The organism is Maribacter sp. X9 (assembly GCF_048537565.1).
In the GTDB taxonomy this organism is placed as follows: Bacteria; Bacteroidota; Bacteroidia; order Flavobacteriales; family Flavobacteriaceae; genus Maribacter.
Genome location: NZ_CP183215.1, coordinates 2,603,710 through 2,628,080 on the forward strand (window position 1 = coordinate 2,603,710; position 24,371 = coordinate 2,628,080).

A 24,371-nucleotide genomic window follows, 5' to 3' on the forward strand; every position below is an offset into this window, starting at 1 on the left:
TGAGTGTTAAAGCTTGGGAAAAGGGTTAAGTTTAATTTTCGGTTAAGAAAAATAATTATTCCGTGTTTATAGAAATTGAATGTATCTTACAATAAACACTAATCTACCATAGCTCCCCAATCTCTCTTTTTACAAAAGATAGAGCAGTGGCCGATGGAGAAGCTTTTTCCATGGTTTCGTTAAGAATGTCCTCCCGTAGTTTATCCGCAGATTCTGTTTGACTCATAGCAGCTTTTCTGATCATTTGTATGGTCGCACTTTTCGCCGCTTTAATGATGTTCCAACATTCGTCCGTCATATAAATTTGTTGAGATAAGTTATGGTCGAATTCGGTTTCAATGCTTTTGATCAGCAAGCTTTCATAGGCACTTTTATCTTTTGATTGTGGTGCAACACGAACGACTAAACTGGGTATGGCGATTCGTTCTAAAAATAGCGACATACGCTCATAAGCTTGTAACCGAATTGGTAACGTATCTTTTTGAGAATCTTTATGTAAAAGAAAACGTCTACGACCCTCTTCATTATTGGTATGCATTCTAAAAAAATAGAAAGCAATAGCTCCTGTAACTACAGAGGGCAATAAGTAGGCGAAAAGTTGAAATACTTGTTCAGAGGTCATTTTTTGAGTTTATTTATTCAATTATACCAAAATAAAACGAGTTTTTTTCTCAATTAGTATAATAGCTCATCGACGAAATGCAAGTGATTTAATTCTTCACTTCACCCTTGGCCATATCATAAAATGCTTTATAATCGGGCTGTACTTTAATTTGAATAGATTCTCTTAGACCACCATCTTTTCCTATCACATTGATACGGTCACCGCTAACCCCATGATCTTTAATTAAGATGCTAGCAATCGTTGCGGCCTGTGCCAAAGCTGCGTCTAATTCTCCAGTAATATTCAAGCTGGCAACGGTAATCATACTTTTAGGATTTGCATTCAACACTTTGGCGACATTTTCTAACCAAGTTTTGGATTCGGGATTTACTTTAACCCCTAATCCGTTTGTAAAAAAGAAATCTAGATTCTCGGAAAAAGTTACGGTTCCTTCGTTCACGCTGACCTTGGCATTTTCACCTAGTGTTTGTTTCGCCCTGGTAAGCACCATTACCGCCGTTGAATCGTTGCTTGCGACTGCATTGGTAATTCCTTTAAGTTGAGCTTCTTTACGTTCTAGAGTGGCCAAGGTTCTGTTGATATTTTCGGAATTTTGACTTGATAACGCCGCAAAACTGTTCAGGTTCGTCATTAACGTAGCGTTCGCATCTTGTAATTCTGTTACTTGCTTTTGAAGTTCATCGGCTTTGTTCAGACCTATTCTTTCATTACGCTTCGCCATATTGACTATTCCTTTTATCGAATCTAACTGAAATTTCAATTCTTGATTTTGCGTAATAAGGTCACTCTTTTTTTGTGCGTTTATATTCAAAATACCTGCAAAAAATAGGGTAGAACAAAATAGTAATTTTATCATAGGGATAACTTATTTAAATAAATTCCTCAATTATTTTCCGCCAAGATACGAACAGTCTTTCAATTCTTGAACACTTGAAAAAACTACTTTGGCTTTGTTGTAACCGTAAATGGAGGCCAAACTCCGATTTAGATCATTGGCATCTACATTTACTTGTACATCATCCATTGTGAATTGACTTGGGTGCTCATAACCTGCGGCATGGGTGATTTCTAGAAATTCTTTTCTGAAGGTTTTGAAATATTGAGCCAAGCGGTCAGATTTTAAAGGTATATCAATTCCATTTTGAAGCCATTTGTTTTGGGTGGCAATACCTGTGGGGCATCTATTGGTATGGCAAACTTGAGCCTGAATACAACCAATACTCATCATGGCTTCTCGGGCCACATTGATACAATCGACCCCCATGGCGAATGCCATGGCCGCCTTTGCCGGAAATCCTAGTTTTCCGGATCCTATAAATACGATTCTATCTGTAAGTTTCCTGTTCAAAAACACCTTGTAAAGACTAGAGAAGCCATAGATCCAGGGTAGCGAAACGTGATCTGCGAAAGAAGGGGGGGCGGCACCCGTTCCACCTTCGCCACCATCTATGGTAATGAAATCTGGACCTTTGCCTGTTTTGAGCATTAAGTCGGCCAATTCTTCCCATTGATCCAATTTTCCGATCGCTCCTTTAATCCCCACTGGTAATCCAGTTTCTTTGGCAATGGACTCAATGAGGGCCATTAATTCGCCAACATTTGAAAAAGCTTTATGGGTTGCGGGCGACAGTACATCTTTTCCTATTTCCACACCACGAATTTCTGCCAATTCTTTGGTGATTTTTGCACCGGGTAAAACACCACCCTTACCAGGTTTAGCACCTTGGGACAATTTTATTTCTATGGCCCTTATGGATGGATTGTCCTGCACCAATTTTTTCATTTTTTCCATTGAAAAGTTTCCATCTGGTGTACGCACTCCGAAGTAGCCCGTGCCAAAGTGAAAAATAATATCCCCACCATGTTTATGATAGGGTGAAAGTCCGCCTTCACCTGTATTATGATAGGCACCCGCCTTTTTAACGCCTTTGTTCATGGCCTCGACAGCTGCTGCCGATAAGGACCCAAAACTCATCGCCGATACATTTACGATACTTGCCGGTCTAAAGGGGTATTTTCGCTTATTATATAACCCAATTACCTTTGCGCAGGGTATAAAATTCGGGTCAATCGCATTAGGGTGTTCGGCAGAAACTGGAAAGGCCATCATTCTATTTTTGACAAAAATATATTGATGGGCAGTAATGTCTCGGTCCGTTCCAAAACCTTCATAATTATTCTCCTTTTTTGCCGAAGCGTAGATCCATCCTCTTTCAATTCTGTTAAAAGGCAATTCCTCTCGATTATTAGAAACGAAATATTGCCGCATTTCTGGACCAATACTTTCTAACCAATATCGAAGATGCCCAACAATAGGGAAATTGTGCTTAATGGTATGTCGTTTCTGAATGAAGATATCCCAAATTGCAACTAAGACCAAGAACAAAAAAAACCAAGCCCACCAGGGTAGGCTTGGAAATAAAGTTAAAAAATCATTCATCAAAATTATCCTTTTGGTTGCATTTCCAAACGAGGGGTCTTGTTACTGTTCAGGTAATCAAAACTCATTTGAGTTAATGTTTTTACGCCCAATAGCATACCGCTATCATCGATTAAGAAATCAGGTGTATGGTGTGGATAAGACTCGGTGGTTCCGGGAGTCATTCCGCCTAAAAAGAAAAATACCCCAGGGACCTTCTCCTGATAAAAAGAAAAATCCTCAGCACCGGTCACTGCCTTGGTAATCTGAACGTTTTCGGCCCCGGCAACGGCTTCAATGGTTGGGACCATTTGAGCGGTTAATTCCGGATTGTTATATGTAATTGCGGTTCCGTCGGAAATATCGATCGTGGCCTCGCCTCTGTAGGCTTCGGCAATGGATTTTACCATTTCCTTCATACGTCTGTTCAATTGCTTTTGCATATCATAATCCAAGGTGCGAATGGTGCCCACAATTTCCGCAGTTTCAGGTATAATGTTATTTCGAACTCCAGAGGTTATTTTACCTACGGTAATTACGGCCGCTTCGTTGGTCAAATTCATTTCCCTACTGATAATGGTTTGTAGTCCATCGATTATTTTTGCACTGATTAAAATGGGGTCTACACCAGACCAGGGTTGTGAACCGTGACTTTGTTTTCCTTTTACATCGATTTGGAATCGTTGTGCAGCGGCCATGGTTCCGCCAGACTTGTATTTAATAGTACCCACAGGAGTTTGTGAGTTGATGTGAAGTCCAAAGATAGCATCAACATCTGGATTTTGTAAAACTCCTTCTTTCACCATGAGAGCGGCTCCCCCTTCTTCTCCCGGAGGTGCTCCTTCTTCGGCAGGTTGAAATATGAATTTTACCGTTCCTTTTATTTTGTCCTTATGTTTTGACATTATTTCGGCAACTCCCATTAATATGGCAACATGCGTATCATGTCCGCAGGCGTGCATTACCCCAACTTCGTTACCCAAATATTCAGAAGTTACATTGCTTTTAAAAGGCAGGTCATTTCTTTCCGTTACCGGTAAGGCATCCATATCCGCTCTCAAGGCTACAACTTTCCCGGGTTTGTTCCCTTTAAGAATACCGACTACACCGGTATGAGCTACGCCAGTCTGTACTTCGATTCCTAATGATTCTAGGTGAGCTGCAATTTTTTTAGAAGTTTCAAATTCTCTATTGGATAATTCGGGATGCTCATGAAAATACCTTCTCCATTCGATTACCTTATCCTCAATAGAGGCATATTCCTTATCTAATTTTGGTGCTTGCGCGAAAGAACCATACCCTACGAAAAGCAGGATTAAAACGACTAATTTTCTCATATTCTATTTTAAATTTCGATAAATTATTGAAGTGCTGCACAACAAATATATTCATCAAAAGCCCTTAATTCTAAGATTATGCGTTCGATTTTTCAAATATTATGAAATTGAAAGAAAATAGCAGCTATTGTTTGTAATTCTGAAAACATCATTTTTTGAATCCCTTAATAATGGCTAATTTCACGGTTCCAAAAACAGAAACAATTGAGCTCATTTATAGATGAATTGAACGATGCCCAGAAGGCACCCGTTTTACATAAAGATGGACCCTTGATGGTGATTGCCGGAGCGGGGTCGGGCAAAACAAGGGTGCTTACCTTTAGGATTGCACACTTGATGGCGCAAGGCGTAGATTCGTTCAATATATTGGCGTTGACCTTTACCAACAAGGCGGCAAGGGAAATGAAAAAGCGGATTTCTGATATTGTTGGAACCTCTGAGGCCAAAAATCTTTGGATGGGGACCTTCCATTCCGTCTTTGCTAAACTGTTACGTATTGACGGAAATAAATTGGGTTACCCCAGTAATTTCACTATTTACGACACCCAAGATTCCCAACGTCTCATTTCTTCGATCATCAAGGAAATGGGATTGGACAAGGATATCTATAAATACAAGCAGATACAGAACAGGATTTCTTCTTTTAAAAACAGCCTGATTACCGTTAAAGCTTATTTTAACGACCCAGAATTGGTCGAGCAAGATGCAATGGCCAAAAAGCCGAGAACCGGGGATATTTACCAGAATTATGTGGAGCGTTGTTTTAAGGCCGGGGCGATGGATTTTGATGATCTCTTGTTACGAACCAATGAGTTGTTGACCCGGTACCCCGATGTTTTAATGAAATATCAAGATCGTTTTCGATATATTTTAGTGGATGAGTACCAAGATACCAACCATTCGCAGTACTTAATCGTAAAGGCATTGGCAGACCGCTTTCAAAACATATGTGTCGTGGGTGACGACGCACAGAGTATCTATTCGTTTAGAGGAGCCAACATCAGTAATATTCTCAATTTTCAACAAGATTACGATAATGTAGGAATGTATCGATTGGAGCAGAATTATAGATCGACCAAAAACATTGTAAACGCTGCAAATTCCATAATCGCCAAGAACAAGAACCAATTAGAGAAAGTAGTCTGGACGGCCAATGATGATGGGGCGGCCATAAAAATTCACAGAAGCCCTACCGATGCGGAGGAGGGACGTTTCGTTGCCAGTTCTATTTGGGACCATAAGATGCAGGAACAAATGAACAATGGGCAATTCGCGGTATTATATCGTACCAATTCCCAATCAAGGGCCATTGAAGATGCGCTACGAAAGCGTGATATTCCTTACCGAATTTATGGTGGATTATCGTTCTACCAACGTAAAGAAATAAAGGACGTACTCTCTTATTTGCGATTGGTCGTTAACCCAAAAGATGAAGAAGCCTTAAAAAGGGTCATCAATTTTCCGGCTAGGGGAATAGGGGGCACCACAATCGATAAACTGGTTGTTGCGGCAAATCATTACAATCGATCCATTTTTGAGGTCATGGAGAATATCGACAAAATCGATTTAAAGATCAATTCGGGTACAAAGCGAAAACTGGGTGATTTTGTAACTATGATCAAGAGTTTCCAGATTATGAACGAAAGTGTAGATGCTTTTACACTCTCTGAACACGTGGCCAAGAAAACGGGTATTCTACTGGAATTTAAAAAGGATGGAACTCCGGAGGGTATCGGAAAAATGGAGAACATTGAAGAATTACTCAACGGTATCAAAGATTTTGTCGAAGGCCAAAAGGAAATTGATGAAGCCACCGGTAGTATTGGTGAATTTTTAGAGGATGTTGCATTGGCAACAGATTTAGATAAGGATACGGGTGATGATGACAGGGTCGCACTTATGACCATACATTTGGCCAAAGGCCTAGAATTTCCATATGTTTATATTGTGGGGATGGAAGAAGATCTTTTTCCATCAGGTATGAGTATGAGTACCCGAAGCGAATTAGAGGAAGAACGGCGTTTGTTCTATGTAGCACTTACACGGGCAGAAAAACAGGCATATCTAACCTATACCCAAAATCGATACCGCTGGGGAAAATTAATCGATGCCGAGCCTAGTCGATTTTTAGAGGAAATCGATGAACAATATGTAGAAAACCTAACGCCGGTTGATGGGGGATATCGATATAAGTCACTTATAAATGCAGATATTTTTGGTGAGGTCGATAAAAGTAAATTACGACAAGAAAAACCGGTTCGTGGAACACCCCCCAGCATTGGTCAGCCGAATTTAAATCAGCTTAAGAAATTACGTAAACTAAAACCACAATTAGGGAATCCCGTCGGAAATACGAACACCATTGACCCAAAATTGGTAGAAGGATCCTTGGTGAACCATACTCGATTTGGTCGGGGTAAGGTCGTGAAATTGGAGGGGGCCGGCAACGATAGAAAGGCCGAAATATTATTCGATAAAGGTGATATAAAAAAATTACTACTGAGGTTCGCTAAGCTAGAAGTGTTAAATTAGGACCATGTTGTAGTACGTATAATTATTCCCAATAAAGATGGCTGAATTCATTAGAATATACGAGGACAATCCTAACCCAAAAGAAATTAAAAGGGTAGTGGAAGTACTAAGAAAAGGAGGATTGGTGATTTACCCCACTGATACTGTTTATGGTTTGGGTTGCGATATTACGAATACAAAAGCTCTGGAAAGAATAGCCCGTATTAAAGGCATCAAGTTGGCAAAAGCGAATTGGTCTTTTATTTGTACAGATTTAAGTAACCTGTCCGACTATGTTCGCCAAATCGATACAGCTACTTTCAAGATTCTAAAAAGGGCTTTGCCAGGACCCTATACTTTTATTCTTCCTGGAAATAACAATCTTCCCAAGGAGTTTAAGAAAAAGAAAACAGTGGGTATCCGTATTCCTGATAATAGCATTATTAAGGCATTGGTAGAAGCTTTAGGTAATCCGATCGTTTCTACCTCAATAAGAGATGATGATGATGTTTTGGAATATACTACAGATCCTGAATTGATTCTAGAAAAATGGGATAAACTAGTTGATGTGGTCATTGATGGTGGATACGGTGACAACGTAGGATCTACTATTATAGATATTTCATCGAGCTATCCAGAGGTTATACGCGAAGGAAAAGGTAGCTTGGATATTCTTTAAAAATTCCAAAAAAAGAATACAAAAAAAAGCGGCCTATTTAGGCCGCTTTTACTTTTTTCTATAATCAACTTCTTATTTGTTGATTGCGGGATCTTTCATTCCCTCTTCAATCATACTGTAGAACTGATCGATTTTAGGAAGAACTACGATACGTGTTCTTCTGTTTTTAGATTTATCTGTTGGAGAAACAGGAATGTACTCTGATCTACCAGCAGCAGTCATACGCTTAGGATCAACATTAAAATCGTTCTGTAATATGCGAACTACAGAAGTCGCACGTTTAACGCTCAAATCCCAGTTGTCAACTAAATTACCGTTTCCTCGGTAAGGAACATCATCAGTGTGACCTTCTACCATAAATTCGAAATCAGGCTTATTATTAACAACTTTCGCAACTTTACCAAGAACTTCTTTAGCTCTATTGGTTACATTGTAACTACCACTGCTGAACAATAATTTGTCTGAAATAGATACGAATACAACACCTTTTTCAACGCTGATTTCAATATCCTCATCATCCATATTGCCCAATACACCTTTTAAACTCTGTACCAAAGAAAGGTTTACAGAATCTCTTCGGGTAATGGCATCGTTTAATTTACGAATAGTCAAATCTTTTTCTTGAAGACTTTCTAAAGATTTTTCCAAGTTTTCTGCGCCTTTAGTTGTCAAAGTAGTCAAGTTGCCCATATTATTGATCAACTCTTGATTGTTGGCTTTTAAAAACGCGTTCTGATCTTCTAAGGTTTGAAGTCTAGAAGAAGCAGTTGCCTTTTCTTCTAAGCAGTCATTCAATTTAACCGTTGCAGAATTCAATAAATCTTGTGTTTCTTTTTGTTTAGCTTCCAGGTTGGCGTATTTCTTCTGTGAAACACAAGAAGACAATAAAAGCGTAACTCCAAGACATCCTAATAGTATTTTCTTCATAATTTGATTCTATATTAATATTTAGTTATTTACTTATACTTATCTTTTAAAACTAAGTGCTTCCAAAATTATATAAATTGAAATTGACTTATAAATCAGCTTAGTTAATCTTTTACTAAAATGTTAAAATTTCTTACCTTATGTACGAAATAAGACCATACTATGGACTTCGTAACGTAGTATTTTTTTAAAAATTTAGTTTTTTCACGTTTCTTGTACATCTTTCTAAATTGCCTGTAAAAGCTTAAATGAGCCCTGAATATGGCAATGAAGTGATTGAAACGAAATTGACACACAAACCGTACTGCTGCAATTCCATCTAAAAGTAGTCTAAAGAAGATGATAATGAATGCTTTTCGCCGAGGAAGATTTTTCGTAATCGAGAACAATGAATTTCTAAAATTGAGATAGGTCTTTTTCGGATTCATATTACTCAAGGTGCTACCCCCTAAATGAAATACTTTAGAAGCACCCACGTAAATAATTTTATACCCATGATTTTTGGCCCTCCAACAAAAATCGACCTCCTCTTGATGTGCGAAATAGTCGGCATCGAATCCATTAAGCTCCTTAAAAACATTTTGTTTTACGAACATACAGGCTCCCGTGGCCCAGAATATTTCTTTAATATCATCGTACTGGCCATTATCACGTTCCAAAGTCTGAAAAATCCTTCCCCTGCAGAACGGGTAACCGAGTTGATCTATGAATCCGCCGCCCGCACCAGCATATTCAAAATAATCTTTTTTTAGCAGGTCCAGTATTTTAGGCTGTATTATCGCAACATCTTTTATATTCGAAAAGGCAGCTAAAATGGGCTGGAGCCAATTTTCGGTCACCTCTACGTCTGAGTTCAAGAGACAAAAGATATCAGCTTCTACAAGTTTTAAAGCATCGTTGTAACCTTTCGCAAACCCTCCGTTTTCAGTATTTTGTATGATTTTTACAGAAGGATAGTTTTTGGATACAAAAGCAACGGATTCATCTGTAGAGGCATTATCGGCCACATAGATTTCTGCTTCGTTGGAATACGCTATTACAGAAGGTAAGTACCTTTCGAGTAGAATTTCTCCATTCCAGTTTAATATGACGATTGCTATTTTCAAAACGAAGGCAAATTAACGGCTAAAATCAGGAATCTCATTCATAAATTGATATTTTTCCGCTTCTATGTCTGTTCTACAATAGAAATGTGAAATTCCATTCGTTACCATCAAATAGTTCGCATTCAGTTTAAAATTATATTGGGCTATTTGATCGAAGGTCGTTTGTGAGATGTTGATTTCAGGAGCTTTACACTCAACTAGCAGATGTAATCTTCCGTCTGGCCCAAATACCACAATGTCATATCTTTTCATCAAACCGTTCAACTTTATCTGTTTTTCTACGTTGATATGGCTTAACGGATATTTTTTTTCTTGAACAAGAAATTGAACAACATGTTGTCGCACCCATTCTTCGGGTGTAAGTACCACAAATTTTTTACGGATATCATCAAAGATCAAGGTTCTATTTTCGCTATTTTTGACCCTGAAGTTGTAGCTGGGAAAATTGAGAAGCTGCATACCACAAAGTTGATGAATTTTTCTGAATGGACGAAGCTGTACAAATAGTCAATACGATACGAAACGGGAAAATTAGTCCTATTTATTTCCTTTTTGGGGAAGAAACCTATTTTATCGATAAAATATCCGACTATATTGGCGACAAAGTATTGACGGAAGAAGAAAAGGGGTTTAATCAGATGGTGCTTTACGGCAGGGATGTTTCCATCGATGAAATTGTCGGGAATGCAAAAAGATATCCGATGATGGCAGAACGTCAAGTGGTCATTGTAAAAGAAGCGCAGCATTTATCCCGTACTATAGAACAGCTTTGCTCTTATGCCGAAAACCCCCAAAAAACCACCGTGCTTGTTATTTGTTATAAATACAAAAAATTGGATAAGCGCAAAAAACTGTATAAAATCATACAGAAGAACGGTGTCATATTTGAAAGCAAAAAACTATACGAAAATCAAGTTAGTGATTGGCTTCGAAAAAATTTATTGAGCAGTGGTTATACGATAAGCCATAAGGCAGCACTTTTGTTAGTAGAATATTTAGGGACGGATCTGGGTAAAATCAGTAAGGAATTGGACAAATTGAAATTGGCCTTGCCCCAACAAACAGAAATTACACCAACGCATATTGAGGCGCATATAGGCATCAGCAAAGATTATAACAACTTTGAACTAAAAAAGGCTATCGGGGAACGGGATATCGTTAAGGCAGCAAAAATAATCACCTATTTTGCCCAAAATCCAAAGGACAACCCGTTTATACTAACCGTAACTCTTTTGAATTCTTTTTTCATACAATTGCTGCAATATCATGGACTAAACGACCACTCTCCAAAAAATGTGGCCAGTGCATTACGCATCAACCCCTATTTTGTGAATGAGATACAAACCGCGGCTAGAAATTATCCTATGAAAAAAGTCAGTCAGATAATCTCTAGCTTACGCGAATTGGATTTAAAGGGAAAAGGTGTCGGAGCAGCAACGATTACTGATGCTGATTTGCTGAAAGAATTACTGTATAAAATAGTTTAAAGTTTATTTTCTATCTAAACTGAACTTACCTGGCCCAACCAAAATAATGGTTACAAATGATACTAAATAAAGTAGCGCTATTTCTTTATGATCAAAAGGGTCTGCGCCATGAGCTATAAATACGGCTACTGCCATAGTTATTGCTGTTGGTATCGCAGATAAGCGTGTTTTAAAGCCAATAATAATCAATAGAGGACAAATAAATTCACCGATAACTACCAAAAACAATGAGGGCGCAGCACCAATTCCTATGGGATCACCAAATTCAAAATTACCTGAAATGAGTTTTTGGAATTTGGTCAAACCATGGGTTAACATCATCGCAGATACTGCAATTCGAAAAAAAGCTAATCCAATGTCTTTAAAAATGGGGTTTTTCATGTTTTTTTGATTATTTGCATTAAAAGTATAATTTTTTTCGGGGTTATTGAAAATCTTCTTCAATTCTTACTATTATCTTTTGGTTTTTTTCTTACTAAAATACAGTAGTTGCTTATTTTCAGTACCTAACATTTCTTGGATGTCATTTGTATTTATATTTGTGTAAATCAAAAAAATAAATTCATCATGAGAAAAACAATCTTTTTTATGGTACTATCATTTTTGGTAGTGACCAAACAAAACGCACAGGAATTCGAATTTAAGGCAGACCAAATCGATATTGCTTATGAACGCTTTATGCTGCCCAACGGACTTACGCTTTTGGTACATGAAGATCATAAAGCACCCATTGCAGCCGTTAACGTATGGTATCATGTTGGGTCAAAGAATGAAAAAGAAGGGAAAAGTGGCTTCGCCCATTTATTTGAACATTTAATGTTCAACGGTAGTGAAAATTTCAATGATGACTATTTTCAGGCTTTAGAACGTATCGGCGGTACCGACTTAAACGGGACTACGAATTCTGACCGAACCAATTATTTTCAGAACGTTCCTGTTTCTGCGTTAGATCAAGTACTTTTTTTAGAATCTGATCGGATGGGACATCTGTTAGGAGCTATTGATCAAGCCAAGTTGGATGAGCAACGTGGCGTGGTGCAGAACGAGAAACGACAAGGGGAGAACCAACCTTACGGCAAACAGTGGGATCTATTGACCAAGGCCATGTATCCGAAAGGACATCCGTATTCTTGGACGGTCATCGGCGAGATGGAAGATTTGAATGCCGCATCATTGGAAGATGTACAGGAATGGTTCAAATCCTATTATGGTACTGCAAATGCAGTTATAGCCGTGGCGGGAGATGTTAATCCGCAAGAAGTGCACAAAAAGGTATTGGACTATTTTGGGGATATCCCAGCCGGACCGACTATTGCAAGGCAAGAAGTGAATATACCAATAAAAGAATACGATTCTTACCAAGTTTATGAAGACCGGGTTCCCGAAGCCCGAATTTTATTTACTTGGAATACACCGGAGTTTGGCAATAAAGAAGACATTCATCTCGATCTTATATCCTCCATCCTTACAAGTGGTAAGAATTCCAGATTATACAAACGTTTAGTCTATGACGAACAAATTGCGAGCTCTGTAGTTTCTTTTCAATCATCAAGTGAAATCGCCAGCGAATTTGTGACCTGGGCCAATGTGAAACCTGAAGGGGATGTAGATAAAGTACAGGCCATAATGGAAGAGGAATTGGCGAAATTAATTAAAGAAGGTCCTACGGAGAGCGAACTAAAAAGAGTAAAGGCCGCTTACTTTTCAGGCTTTATTAAAGGGTTGGAACGTATAGGAGGCTTCGGTGGAGTTTCTGATATTTTAGCCTCTAATCAAACTTATTTTGGTGATGCTTCGTACTACAAGACTGTTTTAAAATATGTTGAAGATGCCACCATAGCTGACGTACAGGCCACTGCAAAAAAATGGTTGAGCAAAGGTAAACATGTATTGCTTTGTAAACCTTTTCCAGAATATACCGTTACCGAGAGTCCTATAGATCGGTCTAAATTACCGGCATTGGGCGAAGCAAAAAGTTCTAAATTCCCAGCATTGGAAAGAGCACAGCTATCCAACGACCTAAACATTGTTTTGGCAAAGCGAACAGGAGTGCCTACCGTAGTGATGAACCTTATGTTCGATGCTGGGTACAAAACAGATTTTTTGTCAAGTCCTGGAACGGCTGAACTGGCAATGGATCTTTTAGATGAAGGTACAAAGGACATGAATTCATTGGAGATCAATGAAAAATTACAATTATTGGGGGCCAGTCTTTCCAGTTATTCGAGTCAAGATAATTCTAATGTCTATTTAAATACGCTTAAACCTAGTTTAGATGCCAGTATCGATTTATTTGCAGACGTCGTATTGAACCCAGCGTTTCCAGAAAAAGAATTTGAACGTTTAAAGGATGAGCAGATCAATACCATCAAACAAGAAAAATCACAACCCATTTCAATGGCACTACGTGTCATGAACAAATATCTTTATGGAGAAGGTCACCCCTATAGCAATCCTTATACAGGAACAGGTTATGAGGAAACCGTTTCTAAATTGACCAGAAGTGATATTGAAAGTTTCTATGCTACTTGGATTCGCCCAAATAACGCAACACTTGTGGTTACGGGAGACTTGGATATGAAGGAGTTGAAATTAAAATTGGAAAAAGCCTTTGGTAAATGGAAGAAGGCAGATGTGCCAACAATAACGTTCACAACACCAAAAGTAAACTCAAAAAATACCTTGTACTTAATGGATCGTCCAGAATCGGAACAATCGGTTATTCTGGCCGGAAATTTGGTTCAAAAGTATGGGGAAGTTCCGCAAATTGCCCTTGAACAAATGGTGAGTGTTTTAGGAGGTGATTTTACCTCACGAATAAACATGAACTTGAGAGAGGATAAACATTGGGCCTATGGTGCCAGTGGGTTCGTAATGGGGGCAAAAGCAGAAAGACCATTTATAGTATATGCTCCCGTTCAAACGGATAAGTCTGCCGAATCGGTTACCGAAATACGCAAAGAGATTTCTGAATTCATATCCACAAGACCAGTAACCCAAGAAGAATTGGACAAGGTGAAGACGAATCAAATTTTAAGTCTACCGGGACAATGGGAGACCAATAGTGCCGTAAACAGTTCGGTGGTAAATATTATTAGATATAACCTACCTGATGATTACTACCAAAGCTATGACGCTAATGTGAGGAATCTTACTTTAAAAGATGTAAGGGATGTTAGTAAGGCAGTGGTGAAACCAGATGCGGTCAATTGGTTTATGGTAGGGGATAGGTCTAAAATAGCCGAAAAATTGGATGAACTGGGTTTTGATGCGATTATAGAAATTGATGCAGATGGTAATCCAAAAATTCCTGCGGTAAAAGATGCTAAAAGAGATATCAAGAATTAAAATCCCTTAATTTTTTAAACAAACAATCCCTTATGATAAATAAGGGATTGTTTTTGTTTTTAAACGTTTCCGATTATCGAAGACTAGGATAGTTCTTTGGATTCACTTCATGCATCATTTCATACACTTTTTCAAAAATATCTTCCCTATTCGGTTTTGAGAAATAATCACCGTCTGTACCATACGCAGGTCTATGCGCTTTTGCGGTCAAGGTTTGTGGTGCGCTGTCCAAATAGCGGTAAGCTCCTTGTTTCTCAATGATTTCGTTCAATAGATAAGCGGAACACCCTCCAGGGACATCCTCATCTATAACCAATAATCTGTTGGTTTTTCGAACACTTTTCAATACATCTTTTTCAAGGTCAAAGGGAAGTAATGTCTGTGCGTCGATGATTTCGGCGTCTATACCAACTTCCAATAATTCTTTAACTGCCTTTTCAACAATTCGTAAAGTCGACCCATAGGAAACCAAAGTGATATCGGTACCCTCTTTTATGATTTCAACTTTACCGATCGGAGTACAAAATTCTCCTAGATTACTGGGCTTTCGTTCTTTTAATCGGTACCCGTTTAAACTTTCAATAACCAGGGCCGGTTCGTCACTTTTCAATAATGTATTGTAAAAACCTGCGGCTTGGGTCATATTTCTTGGAGCCAGAATATAGATACCTCTAAGCAAGTGTATCAACCCACCCATCTCTGAACCAGAGTGCCAGATCCCTTCTAATCGGTGCCCCCTGGTTCTTATTATTAAAGGTGCCTTTTGTTTTCCGGCGGTACGATATAAAAGCGAGGCCAAGTCATCGGTTAACGTTGCCATCGCATAGAAGATATAGTCCAAATACTGAATCTCCGCAATAGGACGTAGACCTCGTAGTGCCATTCCTATTCCCTGTCCAATAATTGTGGTTTCTCGGATACCCGTATCAGCAACCCTTGTGTTACCGTACTTTTCTTGCATACCTTCAAGCCCTTGATTGACATCACCGATGGCACCGGTGTCTTCTCCAAAAATTAGGACATTAGGGTACTTTTCGAATAATTTATCGAAATTGTCCCGTAGTATAATGCGGCCATCTACTTGCTCGATATCGTTTTTGAAAACGGGTGAAATAGCCTTTATCTTTGTAGCTTTATTTTCGTTTTCACTATGTAGGTGAGTGCTATACGTATTTTGTGAATCCTTAAGGAATTTCGCGGTCCAATCGACCAAGGCTTGTTTTTCAGCTGAAGTTTCCCCTAAAAGATAGCGTAAAGACTTTCGGGATGTAATGGCCAAATCCTTCTTGATCGGCTCTTCCGAAGCGATTAGATCGTTCTTTAATTTATTCAGAAAATTTCTATTCGCACTTTTTAAAGCGGCTTTGTCGATTAAATCGATTAGTGTTTTTTTCGCCGAAAGAAGATCTTCTAAATATTCATCCCAAGCTTCTTTTTTTGCTTCTCTAACAATTCTCTTTATTTTCTTTTCAATCGATTCAAGCTCCTCATTGGTGGCAATGCCAGATTCCAATATCCATTCTTTAAAACGTTTGTTACAATCGTGATCCCGTTCCCATTCCAAACGCTTGTGGTCCTTGTATCGTTCATGGGAACCCGAAGTTGAATGCCCTTGCGGCTGGGTGAGCTCCTTTACATGAATCATTACCGGCACATGTTCTTGTCGGGCGATATCCGCCGCATTTTCATAAACATGCATCAGCGCTGTATAATCCCACCCATTTACTTTGAGGATTTCAAGACCTTTTTCTTCATCGGTACGTTGAAACCCTGAAAGTGCTTTTGAAATATTTTCTTTGGTAGTATGGTATTTTGCGGGTACTGAAATACCGTATTCATCATCCCAAATACTGATTACCATGGGCACTTGTAAAACTCCTGCGGCATTGATGGTCTCTAAAAACATTCCTTCACTGGTGCTTGCATTGCCGATAGTTCCCCAAGCAATTTCATTACCGTTAACGGAGAATTTGGTACTGTCGAGTCCTTTTAGGTTACGATATATCTTCGATGCTTGTGCCAGTCCCAAAAGACGGGGCATTTGACCTGCAGTACAGGAAATATCAGCACTACTGTTCTTTTGTTTGGTTAAATCTTTCCAACTACCATCTGGATTTAGACTATGGGTTAAAAAATGTCCTCCCATTTGGCGACCTGCGCTCATGGGTTCTTTATCAATATCGGTGGTCGCATAAAGTGCATGGAAAAAATCTTTGGGTTTCAATAACCCTAAAGCCATCATGAAGGTTTGGTCTCTGTAATAACCACTCCTAAAATCCCCATTCTGAAAAGACCTTGCCATAGCTAATTGTGGCAGTTCTTTTCCATCGCCGAAAATTCCAAACTTAGCCTTTCCGGTAAGCACTTCCTTTCTACCCAATAAACTACATGTTCTACTTAAAAAAGCAATTTCATAATCACTTATGATCTGCTCTTTGAAATCATCAAAAGAAATATCATTACTTGTTTTTGAAGATACGTCCATTATGTATTTAGGTTGTTTTTACAAAATTACCGAATAAGAGGGTGCTAAGCAATGTTGAGCCTCGTTAATTTATTTCATTTTTCTTAACAAAAATGCAATTAAAGTGATGATTTTTTATTTTTATAACAATAAAATAATACCTGAATCAATTTTTGTCGGCTCAAAACCATTTTCTTGTAAAGAGTCCGGTTAAGGTTTTAGGACTTACGGTAATAATGAATCTAATCTTTTCACCGTAGTTCGGTTGAGAAACTTCCCACCCGTTATTGGAATATACGGGTAAATACAGTTCAAAATAGTCTGTGACCAAATTTAACCGAACCCCAGAATCATAAACGAACTTTTCATTGACACCTTTATTTTTCACCAATCCAGCATCGCCGTACAATTCGATCCATCGCCATAAATTAAAACTTCCGTTTACCGTGGCCATCCAGTTGTTCGAAAATCGATACCGTTGTTCTAAAAAGGATTTAAACCCACCTTCGGCGATAATAATCTGTTGGCTATAAATACCAGAATCTTCAGACCTTCCTAAATAATTATAGTCAAAGAGATAATCGGTAGGCCTATCCAAGGCGAAGCTAAAAAAATCGGTATCGGTGTTATTACTTAAAAATTTACCCGCAAAAAACCTCAGATTCAATTGTCTATTACTTTCGAATAATTTACGATACTCGTATTCAAATGATAGTTTACTGAAATTACCGGCCAACTGAAAATCGACGACCCAAGAATTATAGTCAAGTATGCCATTATTACGATTAAAATAGCGGGCATTAAAAACGCTATAATCGGGATTGTCTGGGTCATTGGCTAAATTTTGTAGGGATGGGTCAAAATCTCGTAATATGTTGACATATCTAAAGGACAGGACTTCTCTTTTATTTGAAATTAGGTCCGCTGGTCTAAAGCCGAAACTGAGCGAGGGGGTTATTGATGAATATCTGGAATTAACGTTAAAATGGGAAGTAGATGCGCCTATGCCATAATTTGCTACGTACAGGCCACTTTTACTCAAATACTTTCTGTAGGTGAACTTACCGTAACCTACGAAGGCCTTTTCCCTGAACGAATAGGAGGGGGCAAAGTCGTAAACAAAAGGTCTTTCTAAAAGCGTTTTATTGTACAGCCGCAACCCTGGGGCCCAGCCATCATATTTGTTGAAGTTAATCACGGGGACGTAGAAAACCTGATTGTAATATGGGTTCTCTGCATCTTTGAAAAAAGTAAAGCTCAGTTTTTTGTTACTGGATAAAAATCCTTTTAAAGATTTCCAATTATCCCGCTGATTGAATTCAGGGATTTTTTGGTCGTAATTGAGTACAAGTTTATCCTCCTCATTATTTGGAATGCTAAAAGTTTCCTCCAGCTCTATATCGCTAAACCAATATTTTGAGATGACCGAGTCTTTCTTTAATCCAAAAACTGAAATAGGAACATTCGTGCCTTGTTTATTCTTAATGGTAACGTTTATGGAGTCTCCGTCTTTTTTTGCCTTTTTTATTTTGAAATCTATTTTGCGATCCGTAGAAACGTAATCCTGAAAAAACCAATTAATGTCTTTTGTGGTAGAACGTTTTAAGATCGATTCAAAATCAAAAACCTTAACGTTGTTCAATTTATAATATTCATAAAAAGACTTGATACTTTCATCAATTCTTTCTTTGCCAATATATTCGCCCAGATAAGCTAAACCGAGACCCGCCTTATATTTATTAGCTATTTTTTGATTGAACTTAATCAACGAATCATTCGGTGTTTTTAAGGCCTGATCTAAATTTTTACGTGCTGTAAGGTTATAGAGAAAGGCATACTGGTCATTAAAATCCATTTTGGCCAGTTCAAAACTGCGCAATCCCCATATGCGCGATAGTTTACCCAACAGTTTTTGATCCGGATAATATTCTTCTACGTAGGCGATCATAAGATAATTGGCGATGGCACTATTCAGCCACTGATCCTTGCGCGGGTCAAGAAACATGGTTTCCCTTAAGATACTGTTCAAGGCCGTTTTAAGGAATTTCATTTCAAATTGAAATTGTTCTTCATAGGGCCTTATAAAAGAAGGTAGTTGATTTAGCCCGTAGAGGGGGTCTTTTTCATAATCCACCTCACTTACCAATATTTTATCGTGTGGGTAGGCCCCCAAATTGGTATAAATGAAATCTGCCACTTTATTAATCGAAATACCTTGACCTATTGGACTATATCTTGGAGCAGAAATATTGGTCACAAATGACATATAAGGGGTAATATGGGTCGTAAATTCCTTTTTCGTTTTTAAAATGATTTCCCCGCTTCTTTGCCGATTTCCCCTCAGTTGCGCAAATTGACCATTGGGAAATTCCGTCTGTGATTCTATTCTAAAATTGGAAGCTATATAGAGACTATCCGGATACTTGAAATTAATAACGGTATTAGTAATATTGGTGTACAGGTCCTCTAAATTTTTGTTGGAATATAAATGCCATTTTCCGTCATACACCGCGGGGGTCAAATACCAATCTTTGAGATAATAATCACCTTTAGGATCATAACCGTAAGGGGTAAATTTATTAGGAGGTAATTTTACCTTATAAGTTATAAACAATTTGGTAGATTCTTGGGGCCGAAGGATATCGTTTAAAGTGACTTTTATGATATCCTCACCATCGGTCCGGTTCCATAAAAGACCGTTGTAGGCATCATCAACCACACTGAAAATGGTGGTTGAACCACGCTCGGCATCTTTGGCCAAATGAAGTGATTTTTTGAATTCTTGGGCAAACCGTTTCGCCAGAGCTGTGTTTTTGTCCGAATAGGCATTGGCCCAATCATTGAAATAAATTACGCCCAAGTTGTAATTGGAGTTATTGTAATAAACAAACTCTTGGCGTATTTCCAATTCTTTGGTATACTCGTTTAAGCTTACCGTAAGTTCGGTTTGGTATTGGGAATAGCCGTTAACTCCCATGGTGAGCATGAGAATGAAACTTGAATAGAAAAGAATATGAATTTTTTTAATCAAAGTTCGGACTAAAAATTAGGGCTCATCGTATGGCCTTTATAAAATGAATCGATAATCTCTACGACTTCTGCTTCTGTATCTACAATTTTAATCAAATTTAAATCCTCTGGACTAATATTGCCCACTTTGAGCATCGTGCCCTTTATCCAGTCGAGAAGGCCGGTCCAGAAATCACTTCCCACTAAAATAATAGGAAATTTACCAATTTTATGGGTCTGAATGAGCGTGATAGCTTCAAACAATTCGTCTAACGTACCAAAACCACCTGGCATGACAACGAAACCTTGGGAATATTTTACGAACATGACCTTTCTTACGAAGAAGTAGTCGAAATCTAAACTTTTATCGCTATCGATATAAGGATTATCATGTTGTTCAAAGGGCAGGTCTATGTTCAAACCCACCGATGTTCCGCCGGCAAGGTTCGCACCTTTGTTCCCAGCTTCCATAATACCGGGTCCACCCCCTGTTATTACACCGTAACCGGCCTCTGAAATAGATTTGGCTATGGATACGGCAAGTTGGTAATAATGATCATCCTCTTTTGTTCTGGCCGATCCGAATATTGAGACACAGGGGCCTATGATACTCATTCGCTCAAACCCATTTACGAACTCGCCCATGATTTTGAAAATGGCCCACGAGTCATTGGTTTTTATTTCATTCCATCCTTTGTGATGTTTTTCAGATCTCATTTATTTAAATATATAGTATTATGCCGACTGAAGGAATACTTCCTAAAAAATCAGTTTCTCAATTCACGTTGCAAAAAGGTTGCAGTATAGCTTTTTTTATCTTTTGCAACTTCTTCGGGGGTCCCTTTTGCAACTAGTTTTCCTCCCGAACGACCGCCTTCGTATCCAATGTCAATAATGTAGTCAACCATTTTAATCACATCCATATTATGTTCTATAACTAAAACGGTATTTCCCTTATCGGCTAATTTGTTCAATACGTCCATGAGTACCCTTATATCCTCAAAGTGGAGTCCGGTAGTTGGCTCGTCTAAGATATAAAAGGTATTGCCCGTATCCCTTTTTGATAATTCCGTGGCCAATTTTATACGTTGTGCCTCGCCACCAGAAAGTGTTGTTGATTGTTGGCCCAATGAAATATAACCCAGACCTACATCTTGTATGGTAGCTAACTTACGATGTATTTTAGGAATAAGTTCAAAAAAAGAAACAGCTTCGTCGATCGTCATCTCAAGAACATCTGAAATGGACTTTCCTTTATACCTTATTTCCAAAGTTTCTCTATTGAATCTCTTGCCATTACAAGTTTCACACTCTACATAAACATCGGGTAAAAAGTTCATTTCAATGACCCTTAGGCCTCCACCTTGGCAGGTTTCACAACGGCCACCTTTAACATTAAAACTGAATCGCCCAGGTTTGTATCCTCTTATCGATGCTTCCGTTGTTTTTGAAAACAAGGCACGAATTTCACCAAAAACCCCGGTGTAGGTTGCCGGATTAGATCTTGGTGTTCTACCAATAGGGGACTGGTTGATGTCAATTACCTTATCAATATGTTCAAGGCCTTTTATATTTTTATAAGGCATCGGTTTTTTTACCCCGTTGAAATAATGGGCGTTCATGATCGGGTAAAGGGTTTCATTGATCAATGTAGATTTACCACTGCCGGATACACCGGTAACGCCTATCATTTTTCCCAATGGAAATTTCACAGTAATATTTTTTAGGTTATTTCCTGTACAACCCGATAAAACGATTTCCTTTCCGTTGCCTTTTCTCCGTTCTTTTGGGACTTCAATGTTCCTTACTCCCGTCATATAATCGGCCGTTAGGGTATGAAAGTTTTTCAACTCCTCAGGGGTACCTTCAGAAATAATTTCACCCCCGTTTTTACCCGCCTTGGGACCAATATCGATAACATGATCGGCACGTTCGATCATATCACGGTCATGCTCCACTACAATGACCGAGTTTCCTAAATCTCTCAGGGATTCTAAGGATTTTATTAAGCGTTCATTGTCACGTTGGTGTAGGCCTATGCTTGGTTCGTCTAAAATATAGAGCACACCAACCAGCTGTGAACCGATCTGTGTCGCCAAACGAATACGTTGGGCCTCGCCACCAGAAAGTGATTTTGAGCTCCTGTTCAGCGATAGGTAATCAAGGCCGACATCTAACAAAAACTGAATTCGGGTATTGATTTCCTTCACGATTTCTTCGGCAATCTTTAACTGGTTCCCTTCCAGCTTTTTGTCCAATCCTTTAAAGAACTTTGAAAGCTCTACAATATCCAAATTGGCCAATTCGGCAATATTCTTCTCCTCAATTTTAAAATAAAGCGATTCTTTTTTAAGCCGAAAGCCATTGCAAGTAGGACAGGTGATTTTGTCCATATATTCTTTGGCCCAACGTTTGATGGAGGTTGAAGCAGCTTCTTCAAATTGATTTTTTATAAAGTTGGATATGCCTTCGTAGTCGATCTTATACGTTCGTTTTACCCCTAAGGACTTGGAATCTACTTCAAAACTTTCTTTACCTCCATTGAGCAACACTTCGATAGCTTCATTCGGAATATCTTCAATCGGATCCGTGATTTCAAAATTATACCGTTGCGCAATGGTTTCTATCTGCTTAAAGGCCCAAGACTTTTTGTAATCGCCTAAAGGAGCTATTCCTCCTCCCTTTATGGATAGTTTTTTATTCGGGAATATTTTCTGTTCATTGACCTCATAAACATGTCCTAAACCATTACAGTACGGGCACATGCCCTTTGGCGAGTTGAATGAAAAGGTATTTGGTTCTGGAGTAGGGTAGGAGATGCCCGTTGTAGGGCACATTAAATCTCTGCTAAAATAACGAGGTATGTCGGTACCCTCCTCTAAAACCATCAATACATTGTTGCCACTGTACATAGCGGTATTGATGGTTTCTGAAAGCCGTTTGTGAAAATCTTCGTTTTCGACCACTTTTAAGCGGTCAATCACTATTTCGATATCGTGGGTCTTATAACGATCCACTTTCATTCCTTTTACAATATCCTTAATTTCACCATCTACTCTAACCTTAACGAAGCCTTGTTTGGCAATTTGCTCAAAAAGTTCTCTATAGTGTCCTTTTCTAGATTTAATAATCGGCGCAAGAATATTGATCTTTTTACCTTTATAGGATTCAATGATCAAGTTTTTAATCTGCTCATCACTATAACTTACCATTTTTTCGCCCGTATTATAACTGTGTGCATCTGCGGCGCGGGCAAATAGCAGCCTTAAAAAATCATAGATTTCTGTAATGGTACCTACCGTTGAGCGAGGAGATTTTGAAGTCGTTTTTTGTTCAATGGCTATCACCGGAGAAAGTCCGTCTATTTTGTCTACATCTGGCCGTTCCAATCCACCTAAAAACTGTCGGGCGTAGGCTGAAAAGGTTTCAATATAGCGTCTTTGTCCCTCGGCATAAATCGTATCGAACGCCAAGGATGATTTTCCACTTCCCGATAACCCCGTAATTACTACCAGTTTATCGCGGGGAATGGTAACATCGATATTTTTGAGATTATGGACGCGAGCGCCTTTTACTTCTATATTTTCTTCGTAATTGATCATGTATTCATAGCAAAGGTGCAAAAGTACAATTTTGAGTACGATTTTAGCATGGCAACAAATTCTTTAGCGTATTAAAATATGCCAATTTTTAGAAGGTAAATTAAATTCGTGGACTTCTCTAAATAATTTAGAGTCATTAATTTGGAAAATTAATTTTGTAATGGGAAAAGCAGAGTTAATCAAAAACCTTTTTTCTTAAAATCTTAAGTTTAGATTAGACCAACGAGAGAAAGGGTTTGTGTTCTGATCTTGTACTCGGTTTATTTTGAATAGATTTCAATGATTTTTTTAGTAAGGTCTGTAATTGACCGAATGAGTGAGGTTTTTGTAGGTATTGGTTTGCACCGTCTTGCCTTAGTTGCTTTACCTCTCTATTTCGATATACCGATGAATATACCACGATTTGAATTTCGGAAAATTGTTCAAAGTTACGAATATCCGTCAAGCATTCGAAGCCGTCCATAATGGGCATGAAAAGGTCAAGGAATATAACATCGGGCAAGTTATCGGTTGAAAAAAGTTTATCCATTAAATCGATTCCATTTTCGAATTGTTTTACCTCGGTTTCAATGGGTATATCTTTCAAAGCATCCAAAAATAAATCTCGATCTTCTTGATCATCATCCGCTAAATATATCAGTATATTTTTCATTGTCCCTTAATTTTGGAATTCATAGTCGTTTGGTCATTTCCCCCATTTTATTTTTATACAATTATTGGTTAAATGGTACGCAAAATGCTTTCATGGGTCTTTTAGCATAAATTTTTGAAACGTTTCCAATAATCACATAAAATGATACGAACATTCTTTGAAATTCATCCCCTATAGATCCTGAAATAAAATTAAGCTGCGAAAC

At 38.4% G+C, this 24,371-nt stretch carries 17 protein-coding genes; 4 read left to right on the top strand and 13 right to left on the bottom strand.

Features of this window, described 5'->3' with window-relative positions; genetic code table 11:
- Positions 1–103: 103 nt before the first annotated feature.
- The 4 genes from ACNR9Q_RS11015 to ACNR9Q_RS11030 form a co-directional block, all read right to left on the bottom strand.
- The gene (locus tag ACNR9Q_RS11015; protein ID WP_419211274.1) at positions 104–622 is read right to left on the bottom strand and encodes a hypothetical protein; all 519 of its coding nucleotides are present in this window, start codon (positions 620–622) and stop codon (positions 104–106) included.
- Between the two features lie 88 nt (positions 623–710).
- Complete coding sequence (locus ACNR9Q_RS11020; RefSeq protein WP_419211275.1) at positions 711–1,481, bottom strand: hypothetical protein; 771 nt, start codon at positions 1,479–1,481, stop codon at positions 711–713.
- Positions 1,482–1,511: 30 nt separating this feature from the next.
- A complete protein-coding gene (locus ACNR9Q_RS11025; protein WP_419211276.1) occupies positions 1,512–3,065 on the bottom strand; it encodes an FMN-binding glutamate synthase family protein in 1,554 nt (517 codons plus the stop codon).
- 5 nt (positions 3,066–3,070) lie between these two features.
- Complete coding sequence (locus ACNR9Q_RS11030; RefSeq protein WP_419211277.1) at positions 3,071–4,381, bottom strand: amidohydrolase; 1,311 nt, start codon at positions 4,379–4,381, stop codon at positions 3,071–3,073.
- Between the two features lie 204 nt (positions 4,382–4,585).
- Here ACNR9Q_RS11030 and ACNR9Q_RS11035 point away from each other — a divergent pair, with 204 nt between their 5' ends.
- Complete coding sequence (locus ACNR9Q_RS11035) at positions 4,586–6,913, top strand: ATP-dependent helicase (protein ID WP_419211278.1); 2,328 nt, start codon at positions 4,586–4,588, stop codon at positions 6,911–6,913.
- Between the two features lie 37 nt (positions 6,914–6,950).
- The gene (locus ACNR9Q_RS11040) at positions 6,951–7,571 is read left to right on the top strand and encodes an L-threonylcarbamoyladenylate synthase (RefSeq protein ID WP_419211279.1); all 621 of its coding nucleotides are present in this window, start codon (positions 6,951–6,953) and stop codon (positions 7,569–7,571) included.
- A gap of 72 nt (positions 7,572–7,643) precedes the next feature.
- On the opposite strand, the gene ACNR9Q_RS11045 is transcribed toward ACNR9Q_RS11040, so the two are convergent.
- The 3 genes from ACNR9Q_RS11045 to ACNR9Q_RS11055 all read right to left on the bottom strand — a co-directional run bounded on the left by ACNR9Q_RS11045 (position 7,644) and on the right by ACNR9Q_RS11055 (position 10,063).
- Positions 7,644–8,498, bottom strand: coding sequence for an OmpA/MotB family protein (locus tag ACNR9Q_RS11045; protein ID WP_419211280.1), 855 nt, complete (start codon positions 8,496–8,498; stop codon positions 7,644–7,646).
- Positions 8,499–8,602: 104 nt separating this feature from the next.
- Positions 8,603–9,604, bottom strand: coding sequence for a glycosyltransferase family 2 protein (locus ACNR9Q_RS11050; protein ID WP_419211281.1), 1,002 nt, complete (start codon positions 9,602–9,604; stop codon positions 8,603–8,605).
- A 12-nt stretch (positions 9,605–9,616) separates the two neighbouring features.
- Positions 9,617–10,063, bottom strand: coding sequence for a type I restriction enzyme HsdR N-terminal domain-containing protein (locus ACNR9Q_RS11055; RefSeq protein WP_419211282.1), 447 nt, complete (start codon positions 10,061–10,063; stop codon positions 9,617–9,619).
- A gap of 26 nt (positions 10,064–10,089) precedes the next feature.
- Between ACNR9Q_RS11055 and holA the strand changes: the two genes are divergently transcribed.
- Positions 10,090–11,091, top strand: a complete 1,002-nt coding sequence (holA, locus tag ACNR9Q_RS11060; RefSeq protein ID WP_419211283.1) for a DNA polymerase III subunit delta — start codon at positions 10,090–10,092, stop codon at positions 11,089–11,091.
- Between the two features lie 3 nt (positions 11,092–11,094).
- Here holA and ACNR9Q_RS11065 read toward each other — a convergent pair whose 3' ends face one another.
- Positions 11,095–11,535 (bottom strand): DoxX family protein, encoded by a 441-nt coding sequence (locus tag ACNR9Q_RS11065; protein WP_419211284.1) that lies wholly within the window; start codon positions 11,533–11,535, stop codon positions 11,095–11,097.
- A gap of 123 nt (positions 11,536–11,658) precedes the next feature.
- Here ACNR9Q_RS11065 and ACNR9Q_RS11070 point away from each other — a divergent pair, with 123 nt between their 5' ends.
- Positions 11,659–14,439, top strand: a complete 2,781-nt coding sequence (locus ACNR9Q_RS11070; RefSeq protein ID WP_419211285.1) for a M16 family metallopeptidase — start codon at positions 11,659–11,661, stop codon at positions 14,437–14,439.
- Between the two features lie 73 nt (positions 14,440–14,512).
- Here the strand turns inward: ACNR9Q_RS11070 and ACNR9Q_RS11075 are convergent, their stop codons facing one another.
- The 5 genes from ACNR9Q_RS11075 to ACNR9Q_RS11095 all read right to left on the bottom strand — a co-directional run bounded on the left by ACNR9Q_RS11075 (position 14,513) and on the right by ACNR9Q_RS11095 (position 24,166).
- Positions 14,513–16,924, bottom strand: a complete 2,412-nt coding sequence (locus ACNR9Q_RS11075) for an alpha-ketoacid dehydrogenase subunit alpha/beta (RefSeq protein ID WP_419211286.1) — start codon at positions 16,922–16,924, stop codon at positions 14,513–14,515.
- Between the two features lie 160 nt (positions 16,925–17,084).
- Positions 17,085–19,889, bottom strand: coding sequence for a metalloprotease (locus tag ACNR9Q_RS11080; protein ID WP_419214272.1), 2,805 nt, complete (start codon positions 19,887–19,889; stop codon positions 17,085–17,087).
- 53 nt (positions 19,890–19,942) lie between these two features.
- On the bottom strand, positions 19,943–20,629 hold the full coding sequence (locus ACNR9Q_RS11085; protein WP_419211287.1) for a TIGR00730 family Rossman fold protein: 687 nt from the start codon (positions 20,627–20,629) through the stop codon (positions 19,943–19,945).
- A gap of 50 nt (positions 20,630–20,679) precedes the next feature.
- On the bottom strand, positions 20,680–23,514 hold the full coding sequence (uvrA, locus tag ACNR9Q_RS11090) for an excinuclease ABC subunit UvrA (protein ID WP_419211288.1): 2,835 nt from the start codon (positions 23,512–23,514) through the stop codon (positions 20,680–20,682).
- A gap of 214 nt (positions 23,515–23,728) precedes the next feature.
- Positions 23,729–24,166 carry a response regulator gene (locus ACNR9Q_RS11095; RefSeq protein WP_419211289.1) on the bottom strand — a complete coding sequence of 146 codons (438 nt, stop codon included), beginning with the start codon at positions 24,164–24,166 and terminating at the stop codon, positions 23,729–23,731.
- Positions 24,167–24,371: the final 205 nt, after the last annotated feature.

Coding starts and splice junctions, on each gene's coding strand:
- ACNR9Q_RS11095 (WP_419211289.1), bottom strand. CDS start 24,166: ATGAAAAATATACTGATATATTTAGCGGATGATGATCAAGAAGATCGA.
- ACNR9Q_RS11040 (WP_419211279.1), top strand. CDS start 6,951: ATGGCTGAATTCATTAGAATATACGAGGACAATCCTAACCCAAAAGAA.
- holA (WP_419211283.1), top strand. CDS start 10,090: ATGGACGAAGCTGTACAAATAGTCAATACGATACGAAACGGGAAAATT.
- ACNR9Q_RS11070 (WP_419211285.1), top strand. CDS start 11,659: ATGAGAAAAACAATCTTTTTTATGGTACTATCATTTTTGGTAGTGACC.
- ACNR9Q_RS11015 (WP_419211274.1), bottom strand. CDS start 622: ATGACCTCTGAACAAGTATTTCAACTTTTCGCCTACTTATTGCCCTCT.
- ACNR9Q_RS11075 (WP_419211286.1), bottom strand. CDS start 16,924: ATGGACGTATCTTCAAAAACAAGTAATGATATTTCTTTTGATGATTTC.
- ACNR9Q_RS11025 (WP_419211276.1), bottom strand. CDS start 3,065: ATGAATGATTTTTTAACTTTATTTCCAAGCCTACCCTGGTGGGCTTGG.
- ACNR9Q_RS11055 (WP_419211282.1), bottom strand. CDS start 10,063: ATGCAGCTTCTCAATTTTCCCAGCTACAACTTCAGGGTCAAAAATAGC.
- ACNR9Q_RS11085 (WP_419211287.1), bottom strand. CDS start 20,629: ATGAGATCTGAAAAACATCACAAAGGATGGAATGAAATAAAAACCAAT.
- ACNR9Q_RS11020 (WP_419211275.1), bottom strand. CDS start 1,481: ATGATAAAATTACTATTTTGTTCTACCCTATTTTTTGCAGGTATTTTG.
- uvrA (WP_419211288.1), bottom strand. CDS start 23,514: ATGATCAATTACGAAGAAAATATAGAAGTAAAAGGCGCTCGCGTCCAT.
- ACNR9Q_RS11045 (WP_419211280.1), bottom strand. CDS start 8,498: ATGAAGAAAATACTATTAGGATGTCTTGGAGTTACGCTTTTATTGTCT.
- ACNR9Q_RS11030 (WP_419211277.1), bottom strand. CDS start 4,381: ATGAGAAAATTAGTCGTTTTAATCCTGCTTTTCGTAGGGTATGGTTCT.
- ACNR9Q_RS11080 (WP_419214272.1), bottom strand. CDS start 19,889: ATGCTCACCATGGGAGTTAACGGCTATTCCCAATACCAAACCGAACTT.